We start from the raw sequence: 23742 nt of genomic DNA on the forward strand, positions 1-23742 counted from the left end.
GTAGCCATATGTTAGGCGTATTTGTTAAGTATCTCGTCCAGTTGCTCGGGCTGCAGGTCCTGGTACAGGTCGTTGTCTATCATCAGGGCAGGGGCGTGGTCGCAGCAGCCGAGGCACACGTTGGGCAGCATGGTAAAGCGGCCATCTGTAGTGGTTTGCCCATACTGTATGCCCAGCTTATCACTCAGGTACTGCCGCAGGTTTTCGTAGCCCATCACCCAGCAACTGATGCTGTCGCACACCAGGATCACGTGCCGGCCCACCGGTTGCCTAAAGATGAGGTTGTAGAAAGTAGCCACGCTATCCAGCTCTGCTGGCGACATGTCCATAAGGTCTGCCACCGCTTTCATACTTTCGTCGGATACCCAGCCTCGATGCTGCTGCACTACCTTCAGCGCCTCGATGCAGGCAGCCTTCTTTATAGGCACCAGCGAGATCTCGTGCTGTATTTCTTCAATTTCCTCTGGCGTTAGTGTTACCATATCGGGAGAATTATGAATTATAAATGCTGAATTATGAATTAGCTGCTGCTCTGTAACGGCTGCTTTTGCGGTTTATAAATCCACAGTTACTATACTTTCGGATTGCAAATCCGAAAGAGCAGAAGGGTGAGGTGGGTAGTAGCTAGCTTTATATTTTGGTGGTACAGGTGGCGACGTACTTAAATACATGCGCCACCATATACCGTTTATTTACTTATTCAAAAATCACTCAAGCACTCATTGGTCATCTGTCAATATCTGCCAGCACATAATCCATGGCGCCAAGTATAGACAGCATGTCTGCTACAGTATAGCCTTTGCTGATGTATGGCAGCATTTGCATGTGCGGGAACGAGGGAGTGCGGATGCGCACCCGGTAAGGGGAGGTGCTGCCGTCGCTGGTCAAGTAGTAGCCGTTTGCTCCCTTGGTAGCTTCAATGCAACTCATCGCCTCACCGGCTGGTATCACAGGGCCCCAGGTCACTCCTAAAAAGTGTGTGATCAGGGTCTCGATATCATGCATGGTGTTCTTCTTAACGGGCGGGGTGGTAAGCGGGTGATCTGCTTTGTAAGGTCCCTCCGGCATATTCTTGAGGCATTGCTCGATGATGCGCAGGCTCTGGCGCATTTCCTCTACACGCACGATAGCACGGTCGTAGCAATCGCCGTTAGCGGCTACCGGTATGTCAAAATCGAACATTTCGTAGCCGGAGTAAGGCCGTTTCTTCCGGAAATCCCAATCCATGCCGCAGGCTCGTAAGCCCGGACCGGTTACGCCCCATTCGATGGCTTCATCCAGGGTAAAAATTCCGATGCCCACGGTTCGTGCTTTAAACAGGCTGTTCTTCATGACCATGCTGTCGTACTCGCGTAGCCGTTTCGGGAAGTAGTCTATAAAATCCTGCACCAGCTTTTCCCAGCCTTTGGGTAAATCCTGTGCCACACCGCCAATACGGAACCAGTTCGGGTGCATGCGGCCACCGCAGACTGCCTCAATAATGTTGAAGATCTTTTCGCGATCAGAGAACATATAAAACACCGGCGAGAGCTGGCCCAGATCCTGCGCAAAGGTGCCGTACCAAACCAGGTGACTGGCGATTCGGAAGAGCTCACAGAGCATCACCCGGATCACCTTTACCCGCTCCGGCACCTCGATACCAGCAAGTTTCTCGACTGCCAGCAGGTAGGCCAGGTTGTTCATTACGCCACCCAGGTAATCTACTCTGTCTGTGTAAGGGATGTAAGTATGCCAAGTCTGCCGTTCGCCCATTTTCTCGGCACCACGGTGGTGAAAGCCTATATCGGGTATGGCATCTACAATATCTTCACCGTCCAGCTGGAGTATGATGCGGAGTACACCGTGTGTGCCAGGGTGCTGCGGTCCAATGTTCAGGAACATAAAGTCGCTGTCTTCGCTTTCTCGCTGCAGGCCCCATTCTTCGGGCTTAAACTGCAAGGCAGCCTGCTCTAGGTCTACTTTCTCATCGTAAAGCTGGAATGGTCCCATTTCGGTGGCGCGAGCCGGATGTTCTTTTCTAAGTGGATGGCCTACCCAGGTGCGGGGCATCAGGATGCGCGACAGGTGCGGGTGTCCATCGAACTTGATACCGAACATATCATAGATCTCACGCTCGTACCAATTGGCGTTGGCCCATAGGCTGGCTATACTTGGCGCTTTCGGAAACTCTTCGGTAAGGCCAACTTTCAGTCTTATAAAGTGATTTCTGTCGAAGGAGAAGAGGTGGTAAACAAGTGTAAAGGTAGAGGCGGGGCTGCCGTTTCTTTTCTGGTGTGTCCGTTCGTCAATAGCAGTCAGGTCGAAGAGCATTTTGTAAGGCTGCTTTACCCCGGTTTTCAGGAACTGAAGTACCTCCGTCAGCTTATCGCAGGGCATCCAGAGGGTGAGCATCTCATCCCGGGTGCTTTGTTGCGCAAAAGTGTCCTCGCCGAACCGCGTGTGCAGTTCAACCAAAATGCTGCTGTTATTTTCCATAAGGAGGAATGAAAAATGAATGCCTGTACTACCTTTAACTCATTGCTACTCTATTTTCAAATCACATAGCACGGCACACTAATCAGGATTTTGTGAAACATGCGCGTGATTTTAATTTTTATCTGTTTATAAATAAGCTTCTATTTAATTAACTATTCAGCTGTAACAGGATCGATGATGGCCTTGACTTCACTTACAGCGTTTGCTGGAAAGCCGCCTTGCTTTGCATGTTCACGTACCACCTCTTCGTTGGGAGCATTGTACACACAATAGATTTTATCACCAGTTACATAACTGTGTACCCATTGTATTTGAGGACCCATGTTGCTGAGTACTCCGCAGGAAGTCTGCGAAATGGCTTTTAATTCTTCTGCGGTTAAGTTTCCTGCTCCCGGAATTTCACGCTCTATAACATATTTCGGCATAGTCAATATTTTTTGGCTTTCAATTTTACTTAGTAATTTAAAATTCTCATTCTCGCTGCAGGCAGTACGCTACATACTGCACCTATACTTCATCCGGCGAGCGGAATTCGGTCATGGTGTTCCATCGTTCCCTTTTGCGTTCGTTTACCTCTATTTTCTCAGGTTTGATAATACCTTGCTCACCTATAGTCCAGCTGAGTGGGCGACGTTCTTTGCCTACACTTTCAGCCAACAGCATCAGGCCTTCCATAAATGCATCGGGTCGTGGAGGGCAACCGGGCACATATACATCTACTGGCAGAAATTTATCTACGCCTTGCACCACGCTGTAAATGTCGTACATGCCGCCGCTGTTAGCGCACGAGCCCATCGATATCACCCACTTTGGTTCCATCATTTGCTCGTGGAGGCGTTTGATGATAGGTGCCATTTTGATAAAAACAGTTCCGGCAATGATCATCACATCTGCCTCCCGCGGAGTACCACGAATTACCTCAGCTCCAAAGCGGGCCACATCATACTTTGGCGTCATACTGGTTGCCATCTCCACGAAACAGCAGGATAGACCAAAGTGGAAAGGCCACATGGAATTTTTGCGCCCCCATGCTACCAGGTCCTGCACCGTAGTAAGCATAATACTTTGCTGCACCGCCTCTTCATAAGAGCCGGTACCTTTCACGGTGTTTGCCGGAGCGTCGGGTTTACTTAGCCACCATTTCATAGGCTTTATATTGGTTATTCGTCGTTCGTAATTCAGCTGTACTTTTGATCTTTTGTCATGATTACATCCAGAGTCGTGATACTTGATACGTTTTACGAGATACGACCTTTTATCACGAGGCCGGCTTGTTCAGCATCCGTTTATAAGCTTTCAGTATCTTTTTACCGTCTGGGCCAAAGTCCAGGGCACCGTTTCTCCACTCGTAGACCAGCACCACCACCAGCAGCACGATAAATACAAGCACTCCAATGTAGCCATACCAGCCTAGGTCGCGGAAGGCGATGGCCCAGGCAAGTATAAATACCGTTTCCACGTCGAAGATGACGAAGAGCATGGCAACAAGATAAAACTGGGAGGAGAAGCGGAGGCGGGCAGAGCCGGCGCTAAGTATACCGCCTTCGTAAGGCTGGCCGGTGGCACGTTCGTTGTGTCGCTGGCCTAGCACGTATGATAGGGCCATGATGAGCGCAATCAGACTAAGTACAATAGCACCATAGACTAGCAACGGCCATAAAAGCACATTATTTTCTTCTGAAGCATACACAGCCACTCCGCTTTACAGCGGCCATTAAGTGAAACAACCTGTTTGGTAAATCACTTCCGTACCCCTAACCCTACTGGCTCTCAGGTGCCGGAAATGTAATGCTCGAGGTTCTCGATAATGAATTTTTGCTCGTCGATTATATACTTTACGATGTCGCCGATAGAGATCAGGCCAACAAGGTTATTAGCTTCAAAAACAGGTAGGTGCCGGATGTATTTGGTTGTCATCAGGCTCATGCATTGCTCAAGGGTGGTGTCGGGTGTTACAGAAACCGGATGCTCTGTCATTACTTCTTTTATCCGGGTTTCTTTGGAGGCTTTGCCTTTTAAGATCACTTTTCGGGCGTAATCGCGTTCTGTAAAAATGCCTGCGAAATGATCTTGCTCGTTTAGTACAAGCAAAGCGCCCACATTTTTTTCCACCATCTCTTCAAGCGCACTAAAAACGGTGTCGTTGGGATGAACAGCGAAAACTTTGTTTCCTTTAGCCTGTAAGATACTTCTGACTGTTCCCATGCTAACCTCCTGTAAGTTAATAGGTAATATAATTAGATAGTATAATGCTTATACGAATTGTTTAATAAAAGGACAAAAAAATAATGAAAATATCCTTTTATTAATTATTTGATTAGAACAACTATCCATTTAAATCATACCATATTTTCCCGCTTTAGTTGATGCTGCCAGCGCTGGAACGTGCAGCGGATGAGTGACAGCCGTTTAAGTATAAGTATCATCAGAATATCCTTATAAACCTATATGCGTAAGCCTAGATGTAATTTAATACCTTAATGAGACAATTTTCCCAATGGCTGTCAGGTGTTACAGGTCTTAGATCAGAGTTTGTTATTGATATACTGGAGACTTTCCTGGTACTGCTCGGCCTGTGGCTGCTAAGTAAAGTGATCCTGCGGCTCGTTTTTAAGCGAGAACTTGATCTGCGCAAGCAATACAAATGGAGAAAATTTACCAACTATTTCTTAACACTTATAGGGCTGGTGCTTCTCCTTAACATCTGGTTTGGCGGCATACGCTCGGTTGCTACTTTTCTGGGTCTTTTTTCTGCTGGCCTGGTGCTGGCTCTTCGCGAGCCCTTGCTTAACGCTGCTGGCTGGCTTTTTATAATTGGCAAGAGGCCCTTTAGAGTAGGAGACAGGTTACAGATCGGAAGTTACACCGGCGATGTAATCGATATCCGCCTTTTCCAGTTTAGCTTAAATGAAATAAATGGTTGGGTAGATGCTGACCAGGCCTCCGGGCGGGTGGTGCATGTTCCAAATCTGAAAGTATTTACAGAACCACAGGTTAACTATAACTATGGCTTTCCTTTTATATGGAATGAAGTGTCTGTGCACATAACTTTTGAAAGCAATTGGAGCAGGGCAAAAGCCATACTTCAGGAAATTGTTGAGCGGCATGCAGAGAAGCTAAGCGAAACCGCGCAAAGGCAGGTAAAGCAGCAGTCGCAGCAGCACCTTATCTTTTACGAAGATTTTAGCCCCCAAATCTACATGAAGGTAGTTGAGAACGGCATTAAACTTACAATGCGCTACATGTGCAGTTTAATGCGCCGCAGGAAAAGTGAAAACGATATATGGGAGGATGTACTGAAAGCGTTTGCCAGAACAACAGACATACAGTATGCTTACCCTACCACAAGGTTTTACCAAAGAGGCGAAAGTAACATGAAAACAACAGATTAAAGCTTGCCTTACTCTTTGTACACTTTCCCGCCTTTCATCACAAACGCGACGTTACGTATTTGTCTGATATCGGCCAGGGGTTTACCATCTACAGCAATCAGGTCGGCTAGCAGGCCTGGTTTTATACTTCCTGCGGTAGTGGCTATGCCAAATACTTCGGCGTTTACTGCTGTTGCAGCACGCAGCACGTCTAGTGGTTTCATGCCGTAATCAACCATTAGCTCTATCTCGCGGGCATTATCGCCGTGGGTAAATACGCCTACATCGCCACCCATGATAATCTTAACACCGGCATCCAGGGCCGCTGCAAAATTTTTGCGTTTTAGCTGTATGCGCTCCGGCTCGGGATCAATGCCTTTTTTCCAGCCGCGGTATTGGGTTATGGCATCGCCGGCAGCCAGCGTGGGGCAGAGGGCTACGTTGTGCTTTTTCATGAGGCGGTAAATTTCGGGCGTAGCATTGTCGCCGTGCTCTATTGTGGCTACGCCGGCAAGTATGGCCCTGCGCATGCCTTCCGGAGTAGCGGCATGGGCAACTACCGGGCGGCCGCTGCTGTTGGCTACTTCTACAATCTTCTTCAACTCCTCCAGGGTAAAAGTAGGTTGTGCCGAGCTGTTCAGGCCCCAACGGTAGTCAGCGTATACTTTTATCAAGTCGGCACCTTTGCCTATCTGCTTTCTCACCTCCCGGGTTAGCCCATCCATACCATCGGCCACAGCCGCACCAATGGGTGTTTCGATCTCATAATTCAGTTCTTTGGGGCCGTAGCTTCCGCTGGCAACAATTGCCTCGGTGGCAATCAACATTCGGGGGCCGGGTATCACTCCTTTTTCAATCGCCTGCTTTAGGCCCACATCGTCATAGCCTGCACCTTCAGTACCCAGATCTCTTACAGTAGTAAAGCCGGCCAGCAAAGTAGCCTTTGCATGGTTTGCTGCACGCACGGCACGCTCTGCCCTTGATTCCATCAATACCTGGTCGTTCCAGGAGGTTTCGTTGTAAGGGTGCAGAAACAGGTGGCTGTGTCCCTCAATTAACCCCGGAAGCAGCGTTTTGCCCTTAAGGTCTATAATTTTAGCTGTGGCTGGAACATGATTTAATTTGCCTACTGCCTCTATTTTATCATTTTGTACCAGCACCTGCCACCCTTCGCGCATTTGCTCCCCATCAAATACCCTGTCTGGTTTAAGCAAGTAGTAAACATCAGTTTTTGCCGTTTGTGCAAAGCCTGCCTGCACAAGCAGTAGCAATACTAGTATAAGTCTCAGCTTTATCAATTATATGCTTGTGTTCAGGTTAACTATAGCTTTTATGTAGAGAATTTTTAAGCAGGTACTGCTGCTAAAAAGTAAGTATACCTAACGTTACCCTTTCAGATATGCCATCAGGTTTTGCCTTTTTAAGCGGTTATACAGGCTAAACAGCTTTAAAATATAAAATTTATTTTAATGGATTATTCGCAATGAAATAAAATAGCAAAAAGACTATACTTTACAGAACCATATTTTATCAGGGAAGTAATAAGCTTTGCGACTACTTCATGGGTATTTTATTTTTACGTTACCTTTGGGAGCAAACTAAATGGATTACCAGAAGCTTTTTCTTCAGATCCTCAAAACAATTGTTGTGCTCTCGGCCAAGTATAAAGTAGCTGCCGTATCAGACATGTACCTGCAGGTTACCATGCGCTCACGGGATAAATTAATCAGGCATGACTTTCTGCAAACTTTTCCGGTAAACCCCATTAACTTAGAATCAGGAAATGGGAAGCTGCTGCGACAGTCATCAGAAAAAGCTATGCTTAAGAAAGAACGAGATTACCGGGATGTGTTGCGTTACGACATACCGCACCCTCCTGCAATATGAATTTCTAGTTTAGGCTTTTTTGTTTGCCAAATTCCAGATCAACATACTTTGTAATGCCATGGACATTGTCGGCAACCTTGTTATACTTGCAATAAGCTGGTTTTTGCTTCGCCTGGAGCACAAGTCTTTACAGAATGCCCTGGGCTTAAACTTATCGATATACAGGTTACTGCAATTTATGGTGGGTTTTTTAGCTACGGTCACGCTTGCCGTGCTTGTACATTATACGTATGCGGTTGCGGCAAATTTTACGTGGGTTTTGCGTGCAAATATAAGTCCGTATACTTTGGTGTTAAACGTATACGCAGCGCTTAGCCTGGTGCTTTTACAAGAGTTGCTTTTCAGGGGATATTTACTGTACCAGGGAATAGGGTTATTAGGAGAGCGCAGCGCAAACTTTATAAGCGCAGCGGCTTTTGGCATGTACCATTGGTTTATACTGGGCGTTTTTGGGAATCCTTTTTTGATGGTGTGGGTGTTGCTAACTACAGGCATCTGGGGACTTATGTTTGCGTATGCCTTCTCTAAAACCCACTCTTTGGCTTTGCCGGTTGGTTTGCATTTTGGTTGGGCCTTTGTAGATAAGTACATTTTATCGGATAGTGGCCAAAGTCTTTTAGTGCCTGTTACATCCATACATTCGCGTTACCCGAATACAATTGAAAGCATCATGTACCTGCATTTGCCTAAAATTGCTTTTGCTGTACTTGTAATTATACTGTTGATAAAAAGTAGATCGTTGGTTAGCAGCAGGCCCAAGTATAAGTAGTGTAACGCAGCAGGGCTTTGCTAAGTATAACGTCGCTATACTCCTACATTTAAACTTACACTCATAAACATGAACGAATTTTTACAAGCCGCGCTGGATGAAGCCCGCAAAGGCTACGAAGAAGGTGGAGTACCCATAGGATCTGTGCTGGTACATAAGGGCAAAATAATTGGCCGCGGACACAACAAGCGGGTGCAGCAGGGGAGTGTGGTGTTGCACGGTGAGATGGATGCGCTGGAAAACGCAGGTCGTCAGCCTGCCGCTGTTTACAGGGAATGTGAACTTTATACTACGCTTTCGCCCTGCCCAATGTGCTCTGGTACCATTCTGCTTTACGGTATACCTAAAGTAGTTATCGGTGAAAACAAGACGTTTATGGGTGAGGAAGCACTATTGCGCGAAAGGGGAGTAGCTGTTTCAGTAGCAGATAGTGAGGAGTGCTATAAGCTGATGCAGCAATTTATACAAGAGAAACCCGCGCTGTGGAACGAAGACATCGGGGTGTAATTTTAAAAGTATAAACCCTTGAGTAAAGGTTGGCCATATATTAACATCCAACTGATACCGCCCATGGTATTTACATGAATACCGGGCATTACAGGCAAATAAAAGGGGAAACGCACCTAACGTTTCCCCTTTTATTTAGCTCGTTTTATTCTACAACTTTGATTAACATGCCTTGCTCTACGCGGTCCTGCAATTTCATGCCGTTCAGTACAGCAAACTCTTCAAGCCTTTTACTTTCTTTGGTATAAGTCTGTAATGCCTGTGCCAAGGTGCCGGTTTGTTTTACTGTTTTGATGCGCACACGTTCTGGTTGTTTATTCAGCTTAGAGGCATCTGTCAGTTGCCTGAAGCCTTCCATGGTATTGCTGAACAGTTGCGCGTAGGTATTAAAGTTTTGCTCTGAGGATATTCCCATTATACTATAAATATTGCCCCCGTACTGGATCAGGTAAGTGAGCGTGCGGATAGTGCCTTGCTCTTGCTTCTGATCGGCAATAACAGCCATGGCGGGCAAGCCGTTTACTGTTACATTACCAGATTGTACAGGTGTTAGCTGGTAGTTCTGCATAAGTTGCTGGGCTGCTTCCTGTAAAGAATTTCCGGCCGCCAAGGTCAGATTCATGATGGCTGATCCGTCCTTTGGTGCCATCTGGAACATTTGCGGGGTGTTCTGATAACCCCAGTTAGACGGCACCGGAAACTGAAACTTTAGCTCAGGATGGTAAAAAACGCCTCCCTCTACAAAGCCTTGCTTAGGGTCTTCGCCATAAATTATGCCATCTATCATTTTAAGGTAATTGTTGCGGTTTACTTCCGGGTTTTGCAAGCCAACTTTCTGCTTCCAGTCAGAGGCGAGCTGCTGCACAGTAGTATAGCGGTTGCCCGGGTCCGGGTGCGTAGACAGAAACTCAGGTATGGCTGCGCCGCTTTCTTCCTGCTTGCGTTGCAGCGTTAAAAAGAAGTCAGCCATTTCTGCGGCATCATAGCCAATTTTAGTCGAGTATTCTACTCCTAGCCTGTCCGACTCCCGTTCATCATCGCGCCCGAATTTTAAGAACAGCAGTCCCAGGCCCTGCGATGCGGCATCTCCGAACTGTGCAAGTTCCGGCGAAATGATCATGCCGGCAATGAGACCTACCTGGGCAAGTATGGATTTGCTTTGTTGCTGGGCAGAGTGGCGCGCGGCTATATGTCCAATTTCGTGGCCAAGTACACCAGCAAACTGGGCTTCGTTGTTAAAATGGGCCATAATACCACGCGTAAAGTATACATAGCCACCAGGAACAGCAAAGGCATTGAGTACTGGAGAGTCGAGTATCTTGAAGTTATACTTGATATTGCTGCGGTGAGAGATAGCCGCCATCTGCTGCCCTTTTTGATCTATGAATTTTTGCAGAGCAGGGTTGTCGTACATGCCAAATTGGGCGACAATTTGTGGGTCAGCTTCTTTTCCCATGGCCAGTTCCTGGCCTTCAGACATCAGGATAACGTCTTTTTTGCCTGTTACCGGGTTGGTAGAACAGGAACTCCATACGGTCATAAAGCCTGCCAGTAAACAGGCCGATATATACTTTTTCATAGTAGTGCGTTTTGGTTTCATGTTGCTGATCCGTGAAGTTTAAATTCTTGGAAAAGCTATATTCACTTTCTAAAACGGTACTATAAAGTATATGTTTCTTAGGCTGTGTTATAGCGGCAGTTGCACAGGTTACAAGTCTCCCCGTTAACTCTAAAACACATGGTGCTAAAGGTAGCGGGGTATGCAGCAGCAGGTAATAAAAAATTACGCTTTTCTGCTGATTTCAGCGATAGCGCTGTCTTCCAGGGGCTTTTGCAGAAAGCTGCTCACAATTTTATACTTTTTGGCCTTTTCTATTTCTTCTGCATCTATGGATGATGTTAGGATATAGATCTGGCACCTGCTGCTAAGTATCTGCTCGTAAGGCATTAGAGCATCCAAAAATTCCCATCCGCTCATGTGAGGCATGTTCAGGTCCAGGAACATGATGTCGGGCAGGTGCTGGTAGTCGCCGCGCTTAAACAACGCTATTAATTCTGCAAGCGCCTCATTGGCGTACAGAAAGCCTTTAAATTCCCGGGCAAATTCTATCACCTCCAGCATATTCTCTGCTAAGAAAATGCTGATTTCGTCGTCGTCGATGATAAATACTTTATTATACATTTTTTGCTCCAAGAAAAATTTTAAATGCAGTACCCATGCCAGGAGCACTTTTAACCTCAATTTTGCCGCCTATTGTTTCTACCTGCGTTTTTACTAAAAATAAGCCAATACCTTTGCCATGTGTGTTAGGGTGAAAGCGCTTGTAAAGCTTGAAAAGCTGATTATCTACCAGTTGCATATCCATTCCTAAACCATTGTCGCTTACGGTGTACACATACCCACGGTCATCTTTGCTTACTTCCATCTTCAAGGTCAGGTTCCGTTCCGGCGAACTATACTTTACGGCATTTGATACCAGGTTATGAAGTATGCTGTATAAATAAGCTTTATTTGATATTATAGTAAAGTTACTATCTATATGCACATCCACTACAGCATTCATTAGCACAAATTCGTCCTGAAAAGTAGAGAGTACCTCACTTGTTATCTGTAGCAGGTTTACATTTTCGCGAGGTAGCGTTCTGTCTGCGTCGCGGACTGAAAGTATGGTGCCGATATCAGTTATAACTCCATCTAACTGTGTTATAGATGTCTGCAATTTTTCGAGTATGGTTTCAAACTGAGGAGAATCAGGACTTACTTTACGCACCAGCCTCGACAGGCCCAGGGCATTGGCTACCGGTGCCCTTAAGTTATGCGACACAATGTAAGTGAACTGCTGCAGGTTGAGGTTCTGCTTGTGCAGGTCGTCGGCTAATTTAATGAGCTCGGCTTCCGCTTTCTTCTTTTCGGTGATATCGGTTTGTATGGCTACGTAATTAAGCAGGTTACCCTCGGCATCCTTGATGGGAGTAACATCGATCTTTGCCCAATAGGCCTCGCCAGTTTTGCGGTAATTAAGTACTTCCGTTGTAAAGTATGTTTGTTCTTTGTATTTCTGGCGAATAAACTGTTCGGTTTCCTTATCGGTTTCATGGCCCTGCAAAAGCATACTGGGTACTAAACCAACCACCTCATGCTTGCTATACCCTGAGAGGCGCGTAAAACCATCGTTCACCCACTCAATCGTACCGTTCTTGTTCATTATCACTACGCCATTTATGGTTTTACTTGCCACCAAAGACAGTTTTTCCATTTCGCGCTTTAGTACGTTCTGGGCAGTTGTATCTATATAGTTAATGGCTATTCCACCTTCGAAAGGGAAAATGCTGTAACTCAGGGTGATGTTGTTGTTATCGGGATAAGTCTCCTCAAGGTATACAGGTTTGCCTGTCTGCGCAACTTCCCGGCACTTCAGGTAAAAGTCTGATTTTAGCATCCACGGAAAAATTTCGAAGATACTATTGCCTAGAAGCTCATCCCGAGATTTTTGGATAACATCGCAATGCGCCTGGTTTGTGAAAGTATAGCGCCAGGTAGCATCCAGGGCAAAAAAAGGCTCGGTTACGCTTTCGAGTATCTTACGGAGTTGTTCGGAGTGCTCCTGCATTAGCCTCTGTGCCTGTATTGCTTCCGTGATATCTTTTGCGATGCCTTGTACTCCTATTACCGCTCCGCTCAGGTACACAGGCAGCAATGTTACATGCACCACTTTAACTTCGTCCAGGGCATCCACTACGCGCATCTCAAACATGTTTGGCTCTCCAGCGCTGGTTCTCTGGAAAATACCCTTTACTTTTTTAACATCAGGGGGATAGGTGATATCGGCAAAGTGTACATCTGGCTGTATGATGTCTTTCAGGCGCAGAATACGATAAAATTGCTTGTTAACTGACTTAAAGTATCCTTGTAAGTTTAGTGAGAAAACAGCGTCCGGGTGTTCTTTAAATAGTGATTGATAGTATGCCTCATGCAGATCCTTTTCCGATCTTTCAATAAGCGTTTCTGTGATATCCCGGGAGTTGGTGATAAGCCCGCGAATAGCCTCGTTATGCAATTGGTTACTCACAGTCGTTTCTAACCAGCGCCAACCATCATTTTTCGACTTAAACCTGTAAGGTGGGGTAATCACTTTGTCAGCAACTCCTGCATTGGAGAGTATCTCTACAATAGCTGGCAGGTCTTCGGGGTGTATGTATTCAAGGGCACTTTGCCCAACCATTTCGGCCGCTTTAAACCCAAGAGCTGCTTCAACAGAGTCTCCTACATACTTATACATGCCCGTCTCATCTATTACCGACAGCAAATCGGTACTATTAAGAAGCAAATGCTTGAAGAAATCTAAATTCAACAGACTCATGTTACTGCGGTAATTTTGCTAATATTAATTAAAAAAGTCTGTTATGGTTAGTTTCGGCGTAATTAAAGTATAAGTTTCTCTGTGAAATTAGGCGTAGCTGATGTCCTGAACAATTTAGTGCGATTTTAAATTATGGACTAAGCAGCACCTTGCAAGGTGTTTATACTGGTTTGTAAGATACTCTAAAATATGCAGCTGTTTCATCTTTACCAAATTTAGAGGATAAGTATGAATTCAAAATTCCAGATTTTTACCTTTGTAGCAAATTATAATTCATGGGAACGTTAAAACTGTACATCAAAAACATGGTTTGCGACCGCTGCAACAGAGTTGTGGCCGAAGAACTAGCGGCGTTGGGCTACCAGGTGGTGCAGGTATCGCTTGGTGAAGCCGAAATAAGCAAAGCTGACAATGCTTTTGATCTTGATAAAATAAGAGAGACCCTAATCGCAAATGGTTTTGAGCTTTTAGATGACCGCAAAACCCAGCTGATAGAGCAGGTTAAAGTGGCCATTATAGAACTGGTACACCGGCAAGGAGAGGCTGATCTGCATATCAACACATCGGATTACCTGTCAGAGAAGCTGCACCTGGAGTATAGCTACATAAGCTCGCTGTTCTCAGCCCACGAAGGCATCACCATAGAAAAGTACCTGATACTGCAGCGCGTAGAGCGTGTAAAAGAACTGTTAGTCTACAATGAGCTTAGCTTAAAAGAAATTGCCTACCAGTTAGGTTACAGTAGCGTAGCCCATTTATCAAACCAGTTCAAAAAAGTGACCGGCTTAACGCCCAGCTACTTTAAAGAGGTGAAAGACAACAAGCGCAAAACTATTGACCAGGTGCAGAACCAGTAGCAACTGGCCGCTTTATTTAAATATACTTTCTTAGAGATTGGCAGAAGCCATTATTAAAGTACAGGTAAGAAAATTAGAGGCATGTATTCACGCGAGCAGGCATCACAACTAAGACAAGCATTCTGGACAGCTTTCGGGCAGTATATTGCGCCGCACCTTTCCTCAGACGGCGAAAGAATAAATTGGTCTAACTACAAAACCGGGCTAAAGCATGTGTATTTCCGGATGCAGGCCGAAAAGAAATCCGCTTTTATTGGTATAGAAATAACACACCCTGACATAGCTATACAAGAGTTGTTTTTTGAGCAGTTTACGGAGCTAAAAAACCTGCTGCACGAATATTTGGGGGAGGAGTGGGTGTGGGCGCCTCTCACTACCAACAGCGAGGGCAGAACCGTGAGCCGAATTTATAAAGACCTGCCTGACGTAAGCGTATTCAATAAAGATGACTGGCCGGCGCTGATCTCTTTTTTCAAGCCCCGCATCATTGCCCTGGACGACTTCTGGAGCGGCGCGAAGTATAGCTTTGATGATCTGAGGGAATAGTGATAAAGGGTTTCTACTCAAAAAGTGCCGGCATTTGCTGTGCTAAAGTATAACCTCCCATCCAGGCCATTACCACCACAACCAGCGCCCCGAAAATTGTAAGTATAAGGGGGTGCTTGTAATCGCCGACTACTTTCTGCTTGTGTGCCGCCCAAAGTATGGTGCCAAGCGTTACAGGAAGTATAAGTCCGTTTAGTGCCCCGGCAAGTATAAGCAAATGCACCGGCTTGCCAATGGTAACGAATACAACAGTTGAGATAAGTATAAACCCGATAATAAGCCAGTTCTCATACTTCTCTAAAACCGGGCTGAAGGACTTTACAAACGATACTGAAGTATAAGCAGAGCCGATAACTGAAGTTATGGCCGCAGAAAGCATCACGACACCGAAAATTTTATAGCCGATGTTGCCGGCTGCCAACTGAAAGACAGAAGCAGGCGGATTGCTCTCGTCTAATAGCAGGCCTTTGCTTACCACCCCCAACGCAGCCAGAAACAGAAACACCCGGATAACAGAAGCAATGGTAATGCCCGACACGGCACTTCGGTTTACCTGCGGCAGCGCGGCTTTTCCTTTTATGCCGGCATCAAGAAGGCGGTGGCCCCCGGCAAAAGTTATGTAACCACCTACAGTACCACCAACTAAGGTAATGATAGCTGTAAAATCAACTTTATCAGGAAGTATGGTTTTAACGGCTGCCTCGGCCAGAGGAGGAGCAGAGGTAAAGGCAACATACACCATCAGCAGGATCAGGAGCAGGCCCATTATTTGCGCAAAGCGATCCATCACCTTTTTGGCTTCGCGTACCAGGAAAATTCCGATGGCGATAGCGGCCGCCACTACAGCACCGGCCTCTGCGCTTAAACCGAAAAGCACATTAAAGCCCAGACCAGCGCCCCCGATGTTTCCAATGTTAAAAGCAAAGCCGCCCAGTACAATCAGCAGCGCAATAAAAACGCCTAACCCCGGAAGTACCATGTTGGCAATATCCTGGGCACGCTTTTCTGAAACCGCTATTACCCGCCATACATTTAGCTGCGCGCCTATGTCCAGGATAATGGAGGTAAGTATAACGAAGCCGAAGCTGGCACCAAGCGCCTGTGTAAAAACCGTAGTTTGCGTCAGAAAGCCGGGACCAACAGCGGAGGTAGCCATTAAAAAAGCGGCACCCAACAATACTCCCCAGTTGTTACTTTTGCCCATACTTATTTAGCCTTTAGCTGTATTCCTTCTCTTGTTAAAGCCTTGTTTATGTAGCGGGCAAAGTCAAGGGCATGCGGCCCATCGCCATGTATGCAAATTGTTTCGGCTTGTATGCTCACTTCTGTGCCTTGCTGCGAAATTACTTTTCCGTGTTTTATCATCCGCAGCACCTGCTGTACCGCCTTTTCAGATTGGGATATCAGCGCATCTGCGTGGTTGCGCGGAGTTAAGGTGCCATCCTGCTGGTAGGTCCGGTCAGCAAAAACCTCGCTGGCTGTTACAAGTCCGATTTCATTTCCCGATTTGATCAAGGCACTTCCGGCCAAACCGTAAAGTATGGCTTCCGGGCAAATTTTATACATTGCCTCTGCAATGGCCTGAGCTAAGGCAGGATTAACAGCTGCCATGTTGTATAACGCGCCGTGAGGTTTTACATGATGCAGTTTTGCGCCTTCTGCTTTTGCCATTGCCTGCATAGCGCCAATCTGGTAGGCGGTCATGGCGTATACCTCGGCAGGGCTGACAGCCATTTCCCTTCGGCCAAACCCAACCAGGTCGGGTAAGCCGGGGTGGGCACCAATGGCTACCTGGTGTTTTAAAGCCAGTTGCACGGTGCGGCGCATCACCAAAGGGTCGCCGGCGTGGTAGCCGCAGGCAATGTTGGCCGATGTTACATAAGGAAGTATAGCTTCGTCGTTGCCGATCGTAAAAGCTCCAAAACTTTCGCCCATGTCGCAGTTAAGGTCTACAGTTAGTTGTACTTCAGGTTGTGTTTTCATGGGGTGTTTAGTTTTAGGCTGATGGCACTTTTTAGTTGCTCTAGGTCTGCTTCCTGCTTTAAGTACAGCGCATGCGCCTCTGGCAAACTTACTTCTTTAAACCGGATGCTTTTACCCGGCTGCACCTGCGCCAGCTTTGGCAAATCGGCGGCAATAACCTGCGCAATACGGGGGTAGCCACCGGTTGTCTGGCAGTCTGCCATCAGGATGATGGGCAAGCCCTGCGGCGGCACCTGCACCGTTCCGAACGTAACTGCGCTTGACAATAATTCTTTTGGAGTTTCTAGCTGCAGCACCTGCCCAGCCAAACGGTAGCCCATCCTGTCAGACTGTGATGTAACCTGGTAATTGCTTTGCCAGAAAATCTCCCGGCTGCTCTCGCTGAACAGCCCATGCTCCGGCCCTGGCATGGCCCTGATAAGGGGACTCTCTTCGTATACCATGTACGATTGCGGCTCTAAGGTCCAGTTAGGTTGCGAAAACCAGGCACCAATAGCTGCAGCAGCCAGGTAATCTGCCAGTTTTGCCCCCTTTATACTTGCATTAGAAACGGGAAGTACATCTTCCGCTTCTACTGCCCGGCCTTTAAAGCCACCAAAACCTGCCCGCAAATAAGTGGAAGTACTGCCAAGCACAGCAGGTACAGCAATGCCTCCCGAGACTGCCAAGTATGCACGGCATCCTTCTTTAACATTTCTCATAACAAGGGTACTTCCTGCTCTTACCAGCAAGGGACGCCACATGCGTACAGACTGATTATTTATACTTGCAGCTATGTTTGCGCCTGTTAAAGCTACCAGCTGGTCCTGCTCAAAGTATAAAGTCGGGCCTTGCAGGGTAATTTCGAGAGAGGCCATGTTCTCGGGGTTTCCTACCAGGAGGTTGGCGATGCGCAGGGCCAGTGTATCCATGGCACCGCCCACAATTACGCCTTCCTGCTGATGCCCGTGCCTACCAAGGTCCTGTACTGTGGTCAGCATACCCGGTTTGATAACCTTAATGCTCATGCTGCGCTGCCAGGGTTTTAAACTCTGCTTCTGTGATGGCGTTGAACTTTACTTTATCGCCAGCTTTTAGCATACTTGCCTGCTCCCGTTCCGGGTCAAATAGTACCAGCGGCGTGCGGCCAATCAACTGCCAGCCTCCCGGCGTTTCGATAGGGTAGATGCCCGTTTGCTTTCCTGCTATACCCACAGAACCTTTCGGAATAAGGGCTCTTGGCTCTGCTTTGCGTGGGGTAGCAAGGCGGATGTCTAAACCACCAAGGTAGGGAAAGCCCGGTGCAAAACCCATAATGTGTACCAGGTAAATCTTTTGGCTGTGTAGCGCAATTACTTTGTCCGGAGTTAACTTATTATGCAACGCCACCTCTTCTAAATCTGGCCCAAACGTGCCCCCGTAGCAAACCGGAATTTCCACTAAGCGGCTGCTACCTCCTTTATACTCTTTAGCCTTTTTTAGTGCCTTTTGCAGTAAAGCGACTGTTTCATCATAAGGATCAACTTTGCCTTTGTTACTGAGCAACCAGGGTTCATAGTAAACGGTTAGGGTATTATAAGCGGGCACATACGCTACAATACCAGGGGAAGGGTGCTTGTCCAGATACTGCACTACAGCCTGAATTTTGGCATGTGTAGTTTCAGACACTTCTTCCTCAAACTGAAGCACCACCGCTTTGTCGCCTAAAGGTAAAAACTGTATCGGGAGCAGCTGTTTATAGTTCATAGGGCTAGGTACGAAGTATGGTGGTACAACTTTTCAAGCTAAGCAATTTTAAGCTAAAACAGAACCAACTTAGGGTTGATTAGTTGATGCCTGTATGCTGGCATGTGCTAGAGTGATTTTAAGTAGGCTCATTATCCGGAACTGACTGCGCTCAGCAAAGTATACTTCCTGCCCATCTCTAAAACTGTGTCAGATAATCACTTTCAGGAGATGATAACCGGGTGTTGTTCGATTAAACAGTAGCGCTATACCCTAGCATATCAAGCTCCATGCGCAGGTTTTCTCTTGCCTGCAGCTCCAGCCTCTCCTGGAAGAAAGGTGTTTTAAAGATGTTTGGCTGTGAGATGAATTGTACCAGCATATTACTTCGTCCGGACTGGAAATCAGCATCCGAATACATGCTGTACTCCTTACGGACTGCCTGCCGGTATACATTATACTTCTGCCAGCCTGCACCAAGTATGGCCAAATCTAGGTCAAGCATAAAGTTGGTGGTAGCGTCGTCGGATCCAGAGTGGTGGGTTTTGGTAGCCAGAATTAATTCCTTTACGAAAGCGATTTCCTGCTCAGGCAAACCAAGTGCTTTAAGTCGAATTTCGGCTAATGCAGCACTTTTCTCTTCATTGTCAGGGGTAGTGGGGTTGTAGATGATATCGTGGTAATAAATGGCAAATTGCAGGGCCTCATACGAAATATCCGGCTGTCGGTACTTGTCTGCCAATTCCAGCATATAGGCCAGGTGGTCAAGTGTATGGTAATGCCTGGTTTCGGAAGTATGCGCCTGGGCGAGTTCGTTCCAAAGTTGCGCTACCAGCGCGGTATCAGTAGTATACTCTGCGCAAAGTTTTTCCCATTGCAATTGTAAATCGGATATCATTTTAGTTTTTGTTTTGAGGTTTAAAGCGCACGGTAATTTTTACGTTTTGCACTATGTTTGTCCCATTGCTGGTAGCTGGCTGCCAAAGCGGGCCTTCTTTCACTAGCCGAACAGCTTCAGCGTCGCAGCTTGGGCACAGGCTTTTAACTACCTGCGGGTTTTCAAGTTTGCCCTCTGGCGATACTGTTGCCCGAACTACCACGCGCCCCTTTTCAGAGGCAGAAGTATAACGAATGTTTTCTTCCAGGTATTTTCTGTAGGCTCGCGCACCTGCAACTGGTTTAGCGTCCTTTATCACCGGAGGCTGCGGTTTTACAGACCCGTAACCGGTTACCACCACTTCGCTCAGCGACCTGGTGTCGGGGTGCAGGTTTACCGTCAGGTTTTGAGTACTGGCATCTACACCTTTCTCTACCCGCTCATAGCCTATATAACTGAAAGCTAAAGTCGCGTTATCATTTGGCGTAATGATCGTAAAGTTTCCGTTTGCATCAGTAGCCACCCCGTTACTTGTGCCTTTTATAGTAACTGCCACCCCCGGCAAAGGCTGCCCATCCTCCGAAAGAACCTGCCCCTGCACCTGCTTCATTCCAATACTGCTCCTGCCTCTGATGGTAACACCTGCAGCTTTTCCTGTCAAGGCTTTTTCAACGGAGGTGTTTTCGGGTACGAGTGCAGACCTGCTTTGGTAGCTTAGGGCTTGGGCAGGTGCCATACTCTCAGTAGCCTTGGCAACAGCGGGAGCATCGGCTAACGGCAATGTTTCTGCTATAACCTTTCCTGATTCCGGCTCCTGCACCTGATCTTGTAGTATAAGCTCATCTGGCACTTGTTGCGGTACGGTTAATCTTTGCGTTGGCTTGGGCGGAGCAGGCTTAACAGCAGCAATTGCAGCCGTGCTTGCCGTATCGGGAGTTACATCGGCTATACTTTCAGGTACAATAGTTACGGCTTCCTCTGCTGGTTTTAAGGCCTCCCGTACAGCTTTTTCAGCAGCTGCAACGGCAATGGTTTGATCTTGCTTGACCTTATTGTAATTGTAATAGAACACAAGTATTGTGGAGCATAGAGCCAATATAATGGCGGCGGCTACACGCCAACTGGTAAAGTATACCGGCAGCGGCTCTTTGTTTTTTTGCCTGGCCCTGGCAGTAATCTGGTGGTTTATACTTTTAACGGCAGCTTCTGTTTCAGCAGCATTTGTTAACGCCATGCCCTCCAGCACATCCGAGCACAGGTCGCAACCCAGGAGGTGGCGCTCCAATTGGTGTTGGAGTGCAGGAGGGAGGATATCCTCGTGGTACTGACGAAGCAGCTCCACAGCAGGATGGTCTCCCGGTTCCCAAAGTATATGTCGGTTATCCTGGTGCATGGTTTTTTTCCATGTATTGTTTTAAGTTTCGCTTTCCGTTCTGGATGTAGCTTTTCACCTTGTTTAGATCACAGCCCGTTAAGGCACTAATTTCTTTGTAACTCTTATGCTGCAGGTAAAACAACTCGATGCATTGGCGCTGTTCCGGTGGCAGCTCCTGCAAGGCTTGTCGCAAAACCTGTTCCGTTTTTTCTACCTGTTCTGCGTCTGTTAGATGCATGGGCGGTGCGTTTTCCATAAACAGGGGTGGAGAATCTGTTAAGCGTATACGTTGCGTTTTCTTGTTGCTTCGTAGCTGCATCAGGCACAAGTTGCGTGTGGTGCTGTGCAGCCAGCTTTTAAAGTTGCTTACTTCGTGTTTTAGCAGCGCCTCTGCTATGTGCTCAAACAACTGCATGGTGGCGTCTTTGCTTTCTTCCTCATGCTTCAGGTACTTCAGGCACACCAGGTATACCATTTCCGTGTGGCGCTGAAACAGCTCTCCCAAATGCTCCAGCTCACCTGTCTGCCGGTACAGGCGCAGCAACTCCTCGTCGCCGGGAGGCGCCTTGCCGTTGGTAAACAGTTTAAGAAAAAATGGCAGCATCTGTTTTTATAGCTGGATTACAAGTTCTGGCAGCGTTTCCTCGTCCACGATCTTCTAAGGGTCATACCTTTAAACGGTAATTCATACTTCTGGCAGCAGCCTGGCTTTTACAAATAACTTTCCTAAAGTATGCTAAGCAGCAGTTTTTAATTACAAAGTATGCTTATCAGGTAAGTATTTGGTAACTGTGAGCTTTAAATGCAGTTGGCGTTTTAAGTGCCTGACCTACAGTTTCGTCGTGTTTAAAGTAAGCATTGATCATGCATTAAAGTATAAACCTCCACTTAAAGAAAGGGAAAATTTTTCAGAATGTTTTATGGAATGCGCGTGAAGACTGCATCCAGTAAGAAACCAAAACATAAAAGCCATGAAAAAGCACATCTGCATTCTCCTCACCTTTTTGCTGATAACCTGCACATTGCAGGCGCAGGAAAGAAAAAGACTTATCTCCGGGTTGGTAACAGACGCAGCAAGCGGACAGCCCCTGCCGGGAGTAGCTGTTGTTAAAAAAGGATCTAACAATGGAACAGCCACAGATCAGAACGGTAAGTATAGCATCATGCTCGCTGCTTCTGATAAAGTGCTGGTGTTCCGCTACATCGGGTACCAGGCAAAAGAAATCAAGGTAGGGCAAGACTCGGTGCTGCATGTGGCGTTGCAGGTAGATCAGGCTCAATTGCAGGAGGTTGTGGTTACGGGCTATGGCATCAGGGGGTTGGCAGGAAAAGTTGCTGGTGTAACTATACGCGGCAGGTCCAGCCAATCCTATATTGTTAATGGTGCAAATATGCCACAGCATAATACCGAGAACTACAACTACATCAAAGAAAGCACTTTCCTCGACACGAAAAGGACGCCACTTTCAACCTTTTCAATTGACGTGGATAATGCCTCCTACAGCAATGTACGCCGCTTCCTGTCGCAGGGGCAGAAACCACCAGTAGATGCTGTGCGCATTGAGGAGATGATCAACTACTTTAGCTATGATTATCCGCAGCCAACAGCAGACGCCCCTTTTGCAGTAACCACAGAGCTATCGGAGTGCCCCTGGAACAAAGAAAACCAATTGCTTCACATTGGCCTGCAAGGCAAAAATATTTCCACCGAAAACCTGTCTGCCTCAAACCTGGTGTTCCTGATCGATGTGTCGGGATCGATGATGTCTCCTGATAAGCTGCCACTTGTAAAGTCTGGTTTTAAGCTTTTGGTAGACCAGTTGCGCCCGCAGGATAGAGTTTCCATAGTGGTTTATGCCGGTGCTGCAGGCCTTGTACTTCCCTCAACTTCGGGTAATGACAAGCCAAAGATTATGGCTGCAATCGAAAACCTGGAGGCTGGAGGCTCAACGGCAGGTGGTGCAGGCATTAACCTTGCCTACAAAGTGGCGCAGGATAGCTTTGTGAAGGGCGGTAATAACCGTGTTATACTTGCCTCTGACGGCGATTTTAATGTGGGCGTGAGCAGCGACAGCGAACTGCAGCGCTTGATTGAGGAGAAGCGTGAGTCAGGGGTTTACTTAACTGTTCTTGGCTTTGGCAGCGGTAACCTGAAGGATTCTCGCATGGAACAGCTGGCTAACAAAGGCAACGGAAACTATGCATATGTAGACAATATCTTGGAGGCTAAGAAGATATTTGTAAATGAGTTTGGCGGTACCCTTTTCACCATTGCCAAAGACGTAAAGCTGCAACTGGAGTTTAATCCTGCCAAAGTAAAATCTTACCGTTTGATCGGGTATGAAAACCGCGCCCTTGCAGATGAAGAGTTTAACGATGATAAAAAAGATGCCGGCGACATGGGAGCAGGGCACACAGTTACTGCACTTTACGAAATAGTGCCTGTGGGCTCTAGGGCATCAACCAGAGCTGGCGATGTTGACCCGCTTAAGTACCAAAAAAACGAGCTGGACCCAAAGGCCAAAGCCACAAACGAAATACTTACCCTAAAACTGCGCTACAAAAACCCGGATGGTGCAGAAAGTAAATTGATCACCACAACTGTAACCGATAAAGCTGTGGCTGCCGGTAAAACCTCAGATAATTTCAGGTTCTCGGCTGCTGTGGCTGCCTGTGGCATGCTGCTCCGCGATTCTAAGTTTAAAGGCAGCGCATCTTATCAGATGGTGCTTGAATTGGCGCAGGGTGCTCGCGGCAAAGATGAAGAAGGATACAGAGTTGAATTCATCAACCTGGTAAAATCCATGAGCCTGTTGAGTGACAGCAGGTAAGAGAAGGCATTTAATTTTAAGTTGCTTCGTTTCAGACCCAGGATAGATTCAGCTTGAGGTAGGTAAAAATGATGTAGTGCTGTAAGGAATTCCATCTTGCTTAGGCAGACCACCTTGATTGCTATGAGATCAACATTTTGATTTCTCTTAGGTATCTAGGGGTTTATGGACTAAATTTGCAGCCTGTAAATTAAATACC

General features: G+C 46.9%; 24 protein-coding genes. 7 read left to right on the forward strand and 17 right to left on the reverse strand.

Annotated elements, in window-relative coordinates:
* Positions 1-11: 11 nt before the first annotated feature.
* The 6 genes from nuoE to Q1A23_RS14890 all read right to left on the reverse strand — a co-directional run bounded on the left by nuoE (position 12) and on the right by Q1A23_RS14890 (position 4680).
* On the reverse strand, positions 12-482 hold the full coding sequence (gene nuoE / locus Q1A23_RS14865) for an NADH-quinone oxidoreductase subunit NuoE (RefSeq protein ID WP_299824680.1): 471 nt from the start codon (positions 480-482) through the stop codon (positions 12-14).
* 244 nt (positions 483-726) lie between these two features.
* Complete coding sequence (gene nuoC, locus Q1A23_RS14870; protein ID WP_299824682.1) at positions 727-2475, reverse strand: NADH-quinone oxidoreductase subunit C/D; 1749 nt, start codon at positions 2473-2475, stop codon at positions 727-729.
* Between the two features lie 152 nt (positions 2476-2627).
* Positions 2628-2900 (reverse strand): DUF4242 domain-containing protein, encoded by a 273-nt coding sequence (locus tag Q1A23_RS14875; RefSeq protein ID WP_299824684.1) that lies wholly within the window; start codon positions 2898-2900, stop codon positions 2628-2630.
* Positions 2901-2982: 82 nt separating this feature from the next.
* The gene (locus tag Q1A23_RS14880; RefSeq protein WP_299824685.1) at positions 2983-3621 is read right to left on the reverse strand and encodes an NADH-quinone oxidoreductase subunit B; all 639 of its coding nucleotides are present in this window, start codon (positions 3619-3621) and stop codon (positions 2983-2985) included.
* Positions 3622-3733: 112 nt separating this feature from the next.
* A complete protein-coding gene (gene ndhC / locus Q1A23_RS14885) occupies positions 3734-4165 on the reverse strand; it encodes an NADH-quinone oxidoreductase subunit A (RefSeq protein WP_299824687.1) in 432 nt (143 codons plus the stop codon).
* Positions 4166-4245: 80 nt separating this feature from the next.
* Entirely contained in the window at positions 4246-4680 is a 435-nt protein-coding gene (locus Q1A23_RS14890) for a CBS domain-containing protein (protein WP_299824689.1), read from the reverse strand.
* A gap of 275 nt (positions 4681-4955) precedes the next feature.
* On the opposite strand from Q1A23_RS14890, the gene Q1A23_RS14895 reads away from it, so the two are divergent.
* A complete protein-coding gene (locus tag Q1A23_RS14895) occupies positions 4956-5867 on the forward strand; it encodes a mechanosensitive ion channel family protein (RefSeq protein WP_299824691.1) in 912 nt (303 codons plus the stop codon).
* 8 nt (positions 5868-5875) lie between these two features.
* Here Q1A23_RS14895 and Q1A23_RS14900 read toward each other — a convergent pair whose 3' ends face one another.
* Positions 5876-7117 carry an amidohydrolase family protein gene (locus tag Q1A23_RS14900; protein WP_299824895.1) on the reverse strand — a complete coding sequence of 414 codons (1242 nt, stop codon included), beginning with the start codon at positions 7115-7117 and terminating at the stop codon, positions 5876-5878.
* Between the two features lie 331 nt (positions 7118-7448).
* On the opposite strand from Q1A23_RS14900, the gene Q1A23_RS14905 reads away from it, so the two are divergent.
* From Q1A23_RS14905 to Q1A23_RS14915, 3 genes are all read left to right on the forward strand, one after another.
* On the forward strand, positions 7449-7733 hold the full coding sequence (locus Q1A23_RS14905) for a hypothetical protein (protein ID WP_299824693.1): 285 nt from the start codon (positions 7449-7451) through the stop codon (positions 7731-7733).
* Between the two features lie 19 nt (positions 7734-7752).
* Positions 7753-8502, forward strand: a complete 750-nt coding sequence (locus Q1A23_RS14910) for a CPBP family intramembrane glutamic endopeptidase (protein WP_299824694.1) — start codon at positions 7753-7755, stop codon at positions 8500-8502.
* A 69-nt stretch (positions 8503-8571) separates the two neighbouring features.
* The gene (locus Q1A23_RS14915) at positions 8572-9009 is read left to right on the forward strand and encodes a nucleoside deaminase (RefSeq protein ID WP_299824695.1); all 438 of its coding nucleotides are present in this window, start codon (positions 8572-8574) and stop codon (positions 9007-9009) included.
* A gap of 145 nt (positions 9010-9154) precedes the next feature.
* Here the strand turns inward: Q1A23_RS14915 and Q1A23_RS14920 are convergent, their stop codons facing one another.
* The 3 genes from Q1A23_RS14920 to Q1A23_RS14930 form a co-directional block, all read right to left on the reverse strand.
* A complete protein-coding gene (locus tag Q1A23_RS14920) occupies positions 9155-10588 on the reverse strand; it encodes a M48 family metalloprotease (protein WP_299824697.1) in 1434 nt (477 codons plus the stop codon).
* A 204-nt stretch (positions 10589-10792) separates the two neighbouring features.
* The gene (locus Q1A23_RS14925; RefSeq protein ID WP_299824698.1) at positions 10793-11191 is read right to left on the reverse strand and encodes a response regulator; all 399 of its coding nucleotides are present in this window, start codon (positions 11189-11191) and stop codon (positions 10793-10795) included.
* Positions 11184-13370 (reverse strand): PAS domain S-box protein, encoded by a 2187-nt coding sequence (locus Q1A23_RS14930; protein ID WP_299824699.1) that lies wholly within the window; start codon positions 13368-13370, stop codon positions 11184-11186. Before Q1A23_RS14930 ends, Q1A23_RS14925 begins: the two co-directional genes overlap by 8 nt.
* Positions 13371-13645: 275 nt before the next feature.
* Between Q1A23_RS14930 and Q1A23_RS14935 the strand changes: the two genes are divergently transcribed.
* Positions 13646-14227: an AraC family transcriptional regulator gene (locus Q1A23_RS14935; RefSeq protein ID WP_299824701.1), complete on the forward strand. Its 582-nt coding sequence runs from the start codon at positions 13646-13648 to the stop codon at positions 14225-14227.
* A gap of 81 nt (positions 14228-14308) precedes the next feature.
* A complete protein-coding gene (locus Q1A23_RS14940) occupies positions 14309-14773 on the forward strand; it encodes a DUF4268 domain-containing protein (RefSeq protein WP_299824703.1) in 465 nt (154 codons plus the stop codon).
* A 13-nt stretch (positions 14774-14786) separates the two neighbouring features.
* Here the strand turns inward: Q1A23_RS14940 and Q1A23_RS14945 are convergent, their stop codons facing one another.
* The 7 genes from Q1A23_RS14945 to Q1A23_RS14975 form a co-directional block, all read right to left on the reverse strand.
* Complete coding sequence (locus Q1A23_RS14945) at positions 14787-15977, reverse strand: NRAMP family divalent metal transporter (protein ID WP_299824705.1); 1191 nt, start codon at positions 15975-15977, stop codon at positions 14787-14789.
* A gap of 2 nt (positions 15978-15979) precedes the next feature.
* On the reverse strand, positions 15980-16756 hold the full coding sequence (locus tag Q1A23_RS14950; RefSeq protein WP_299824707.1) for a 5-oxoprolinase subunit PxpA: 777 nt from the start codon (positions 16754-16756) through the stop codon (positions 15980-15982).
* Positions 16753-17763, reverse strand: coding sequence for a biotin-dependent carboxyltransferase family protein (locus Q1A23_RS14955; RefSeq protein WP_299824708.1), 1011 nt, complete (start codon positions 17761-17763; stop codon positions 16753-16755). Before Q1A23_RS14955 ends, Q1A23_RS14950 begins: the two co-directional genes overlap by 4 nt.
* Entirely contained in the window at positions 17753-18481 is a 729-nt protein-coding gene (pxpB, locus tag Q1A23_RS14960) for a 5-oxoprolinase subunit PxpB (RefSeq protein ID WP_299824710.1), read from the reverse strand. The genes Q1A23_RS14955 and pxpB overlap by 11 nt, the downstream gene beginning before the upstream one ends.
* Before the next feature lie 232 nt (positions 18482-18713).
* Positions 18714-19358, reverse strand: a complete 645-nt coding sequence (locus Q1A23_RS14965; protein WP_299824712.1) for a hypothetical protein — start codon at positions 19356-19358, stop codon at positions 18714-18716.
* A 1-nt stretch (position 19359) separates the two neighbouring features.
* Positions 19360-20730, reverse strand: coding sequence for a TonB family protein (locus tag Q1A23_RS14970; protein ID WP_299824714.1), 1371 nt, complete (start codon positions 20728-20730; stop codon positions 19360-19362).
* Positions 20717-21316 carry a sigma-70 family RNA polymerase sigma factor gene (locus Q1A23_RS14975; protein WP_299824716.1) on the reverse strand — a complete coding sequence of 200 codons (600 nt, stop codon included), beginning with the start codon at positions 21314-21316 and terminating at the stop codon, positions 20717-20719. The genes Q1A23_RS14970 and Q1A23_RS14975 overlap by 14 nt, the downstream gene beginning before the upstream one ends.
* 367 nt (positions 21317-21683) lie before the next feature.
* Between Q1A23_RS14975 and Q1A23_RS14980 the strand changes: the two genes are divergently transcribed.
* Positions 21684-23543: a von Willebrand factor type A domain-containing protein gene (locus Q1A23_RS14980; protein ID WP_299824718.1), complete on the forward strand. Its 1860-nt coding sequence runs from the start codon at positions 21684-21686 to the stop codon at positions 23541-23543.
* The last annotated feature ends 199 nt before the right edge of the window (positions 23544-23742 follow it).

Origin of the sequence: uncultured Pontibacter sp. (genome assembly GCF_947492645.1) — a bacterium.
Taxonomy (GTDB): domain Bacteria; phylum Bacteroidota; class Bacteroidia; order Cytophagales; family Hymenobacteraceae; genus Pontibacter.

Bases quoted from the DNA above. Each gene is read 5' to 3' on its own strand.
- nuoE (WP_299824680.1), bottom strand. From the start codon at position 482: ATGGTAACACTAACGCCAGAGGAAATTGAAGAAATACAGCACGAGATC.
- nuoC (WP_299824682.1), bottom strand. From the start codon at position 2,475: ATGGAAAATAACAGCAGCATTTTGGTTGAACTGCACACGCGGTTCGGC.
- Q1A23_RS14875 (WP_299824684.1), bottom strand. From the start codon at position 2,900: ATGCCGAAATATGTTATAGAGCGTGAAATTCCGGGAGCAGGAAACTTA.
- Q1A23_RS14880 (WP_299824685.1), bottom strand. From the start codon at position 3,621: ATGAAATGGTGGCTAAGTAAACCCGACGCTCCGGCAAACACCGTGAAA.
- Q1A23_RS14890 (WP_299824689.1), bottom strand. From the start codon at position 4,680: ATGGGAACAGTCAGAAGTATCTTACAGGCTAAAGGAAACAAAGTTTTC.
- Q1A23_RS14895 (WP_299824691.1), top strand. From the start codon at position 4,956: ATGAGACAATTTTCCCAATGGCTGTCAGGTGTTACAGGTCTTAGATCA.
- Q1A23_RS14905 (WP_299824693.1), top strand. From the start codon at position 7,449: ATGGATTACCAGAAGCTTTTTCTTCAGATCCTCAAAACAATTGTTGTG.
- Q1A23_RS14915 (WP_299824695.1), top strand. From the start codon at position 8,572: ATGAACGAATTTTTACAAGCCGCGCTGGATGAAGCCCGCAAAGGCTAC.
- Q1A23_RS14920 (WP_299824697.1), bottom strand. From the start codon at position 10,588: ATGAAAAAGTATATATCGGCCTGTTTACTGGCAGGCTTTATGACCGTA.
- Q1A23_RS14925 (WP_299824698.1), bottom strand. From the start codon at position 11,191: ATGTATAATAAAGTATTTATCATCGACGACGACGAAATCAGCATTTTC.
- Q1A23_RS14930 (WP_299824699.1), bottom strand. From the start codon at position 13,370: ATGAGTCTGTTGAATTTAGATTTCTTCAAGCATTTGCTTCTTAATAGT.
- Q1A23_RS14935 (WP_299824701.1), top strand. From the start codon at position 13,646: ATGGGAACGTTAAAACTGTACATCAAAAACATGGTTTGCGACCGCTGC.
- Q1A23_RS14940 (WP_299824703.1), top strand. From the start codon at position 14,309: ATGTATTCACGCGAGCAGGCATCACAACTAAGACAAGCATTCTGGACA.
- Q1A23_RS14945 (WP_299824705.1), bottom strand. From the start codon at position 15,977: ATGGGCAAAAGTAACAACTGGGGAGTATTGTTGGGTGCCGCTTTTTTA.
- Q1A23_RS14950 (WP_299824707.1), bottom strand. From the start codon at position 16,756: ATGAAAACACAACCTGAAGTACAACTAACTGTAGACCTTAACTGCGAC.
- Q1A23_RS14955 (WP_299824708.1), bottom strand. From the start codon at position 17,763: ATGAGCATTAAGGTTATCAAACCGGGTATGCTGACCACAGTACAGGAC.
- pxpB (WP_299824710.1), bottom strand. From the start codon at position 18,481: ATGAACTATAAACAGCTGCTCCCGATACAGTTTTTACCTTTAGGCGAC.
- Q1A23_RS14965 (WP_299824712.1), bottom strand. From the start codon at position 19,358: ATGATATCCGATTTACAATTGCAATGGGAAAAACTTTGCGCAGAGTAT.
- Q1A23_RS14970 (WP_299824714.1), bottom strand. From the start codon at position 20,730: ATGCACCAGGATAACCGACATATACTTTGGGAACCGGGAGACCATCCT.
- Q1A23_RS14975 (WP_299824716.1), bottom strand. From the start codon at position 21,316: ATGCTGCCATTTTTTCTTAAACTGTTTACCAACGGCAAGGCGCCTCCC.
- Q1A23_RS14980 (WP_299824718.1), top strand. From the start codon at position 21,684: ATGAAAAAGCACATCTGCATTCTCCTCACCTTTTTGCTGATAACCTGC.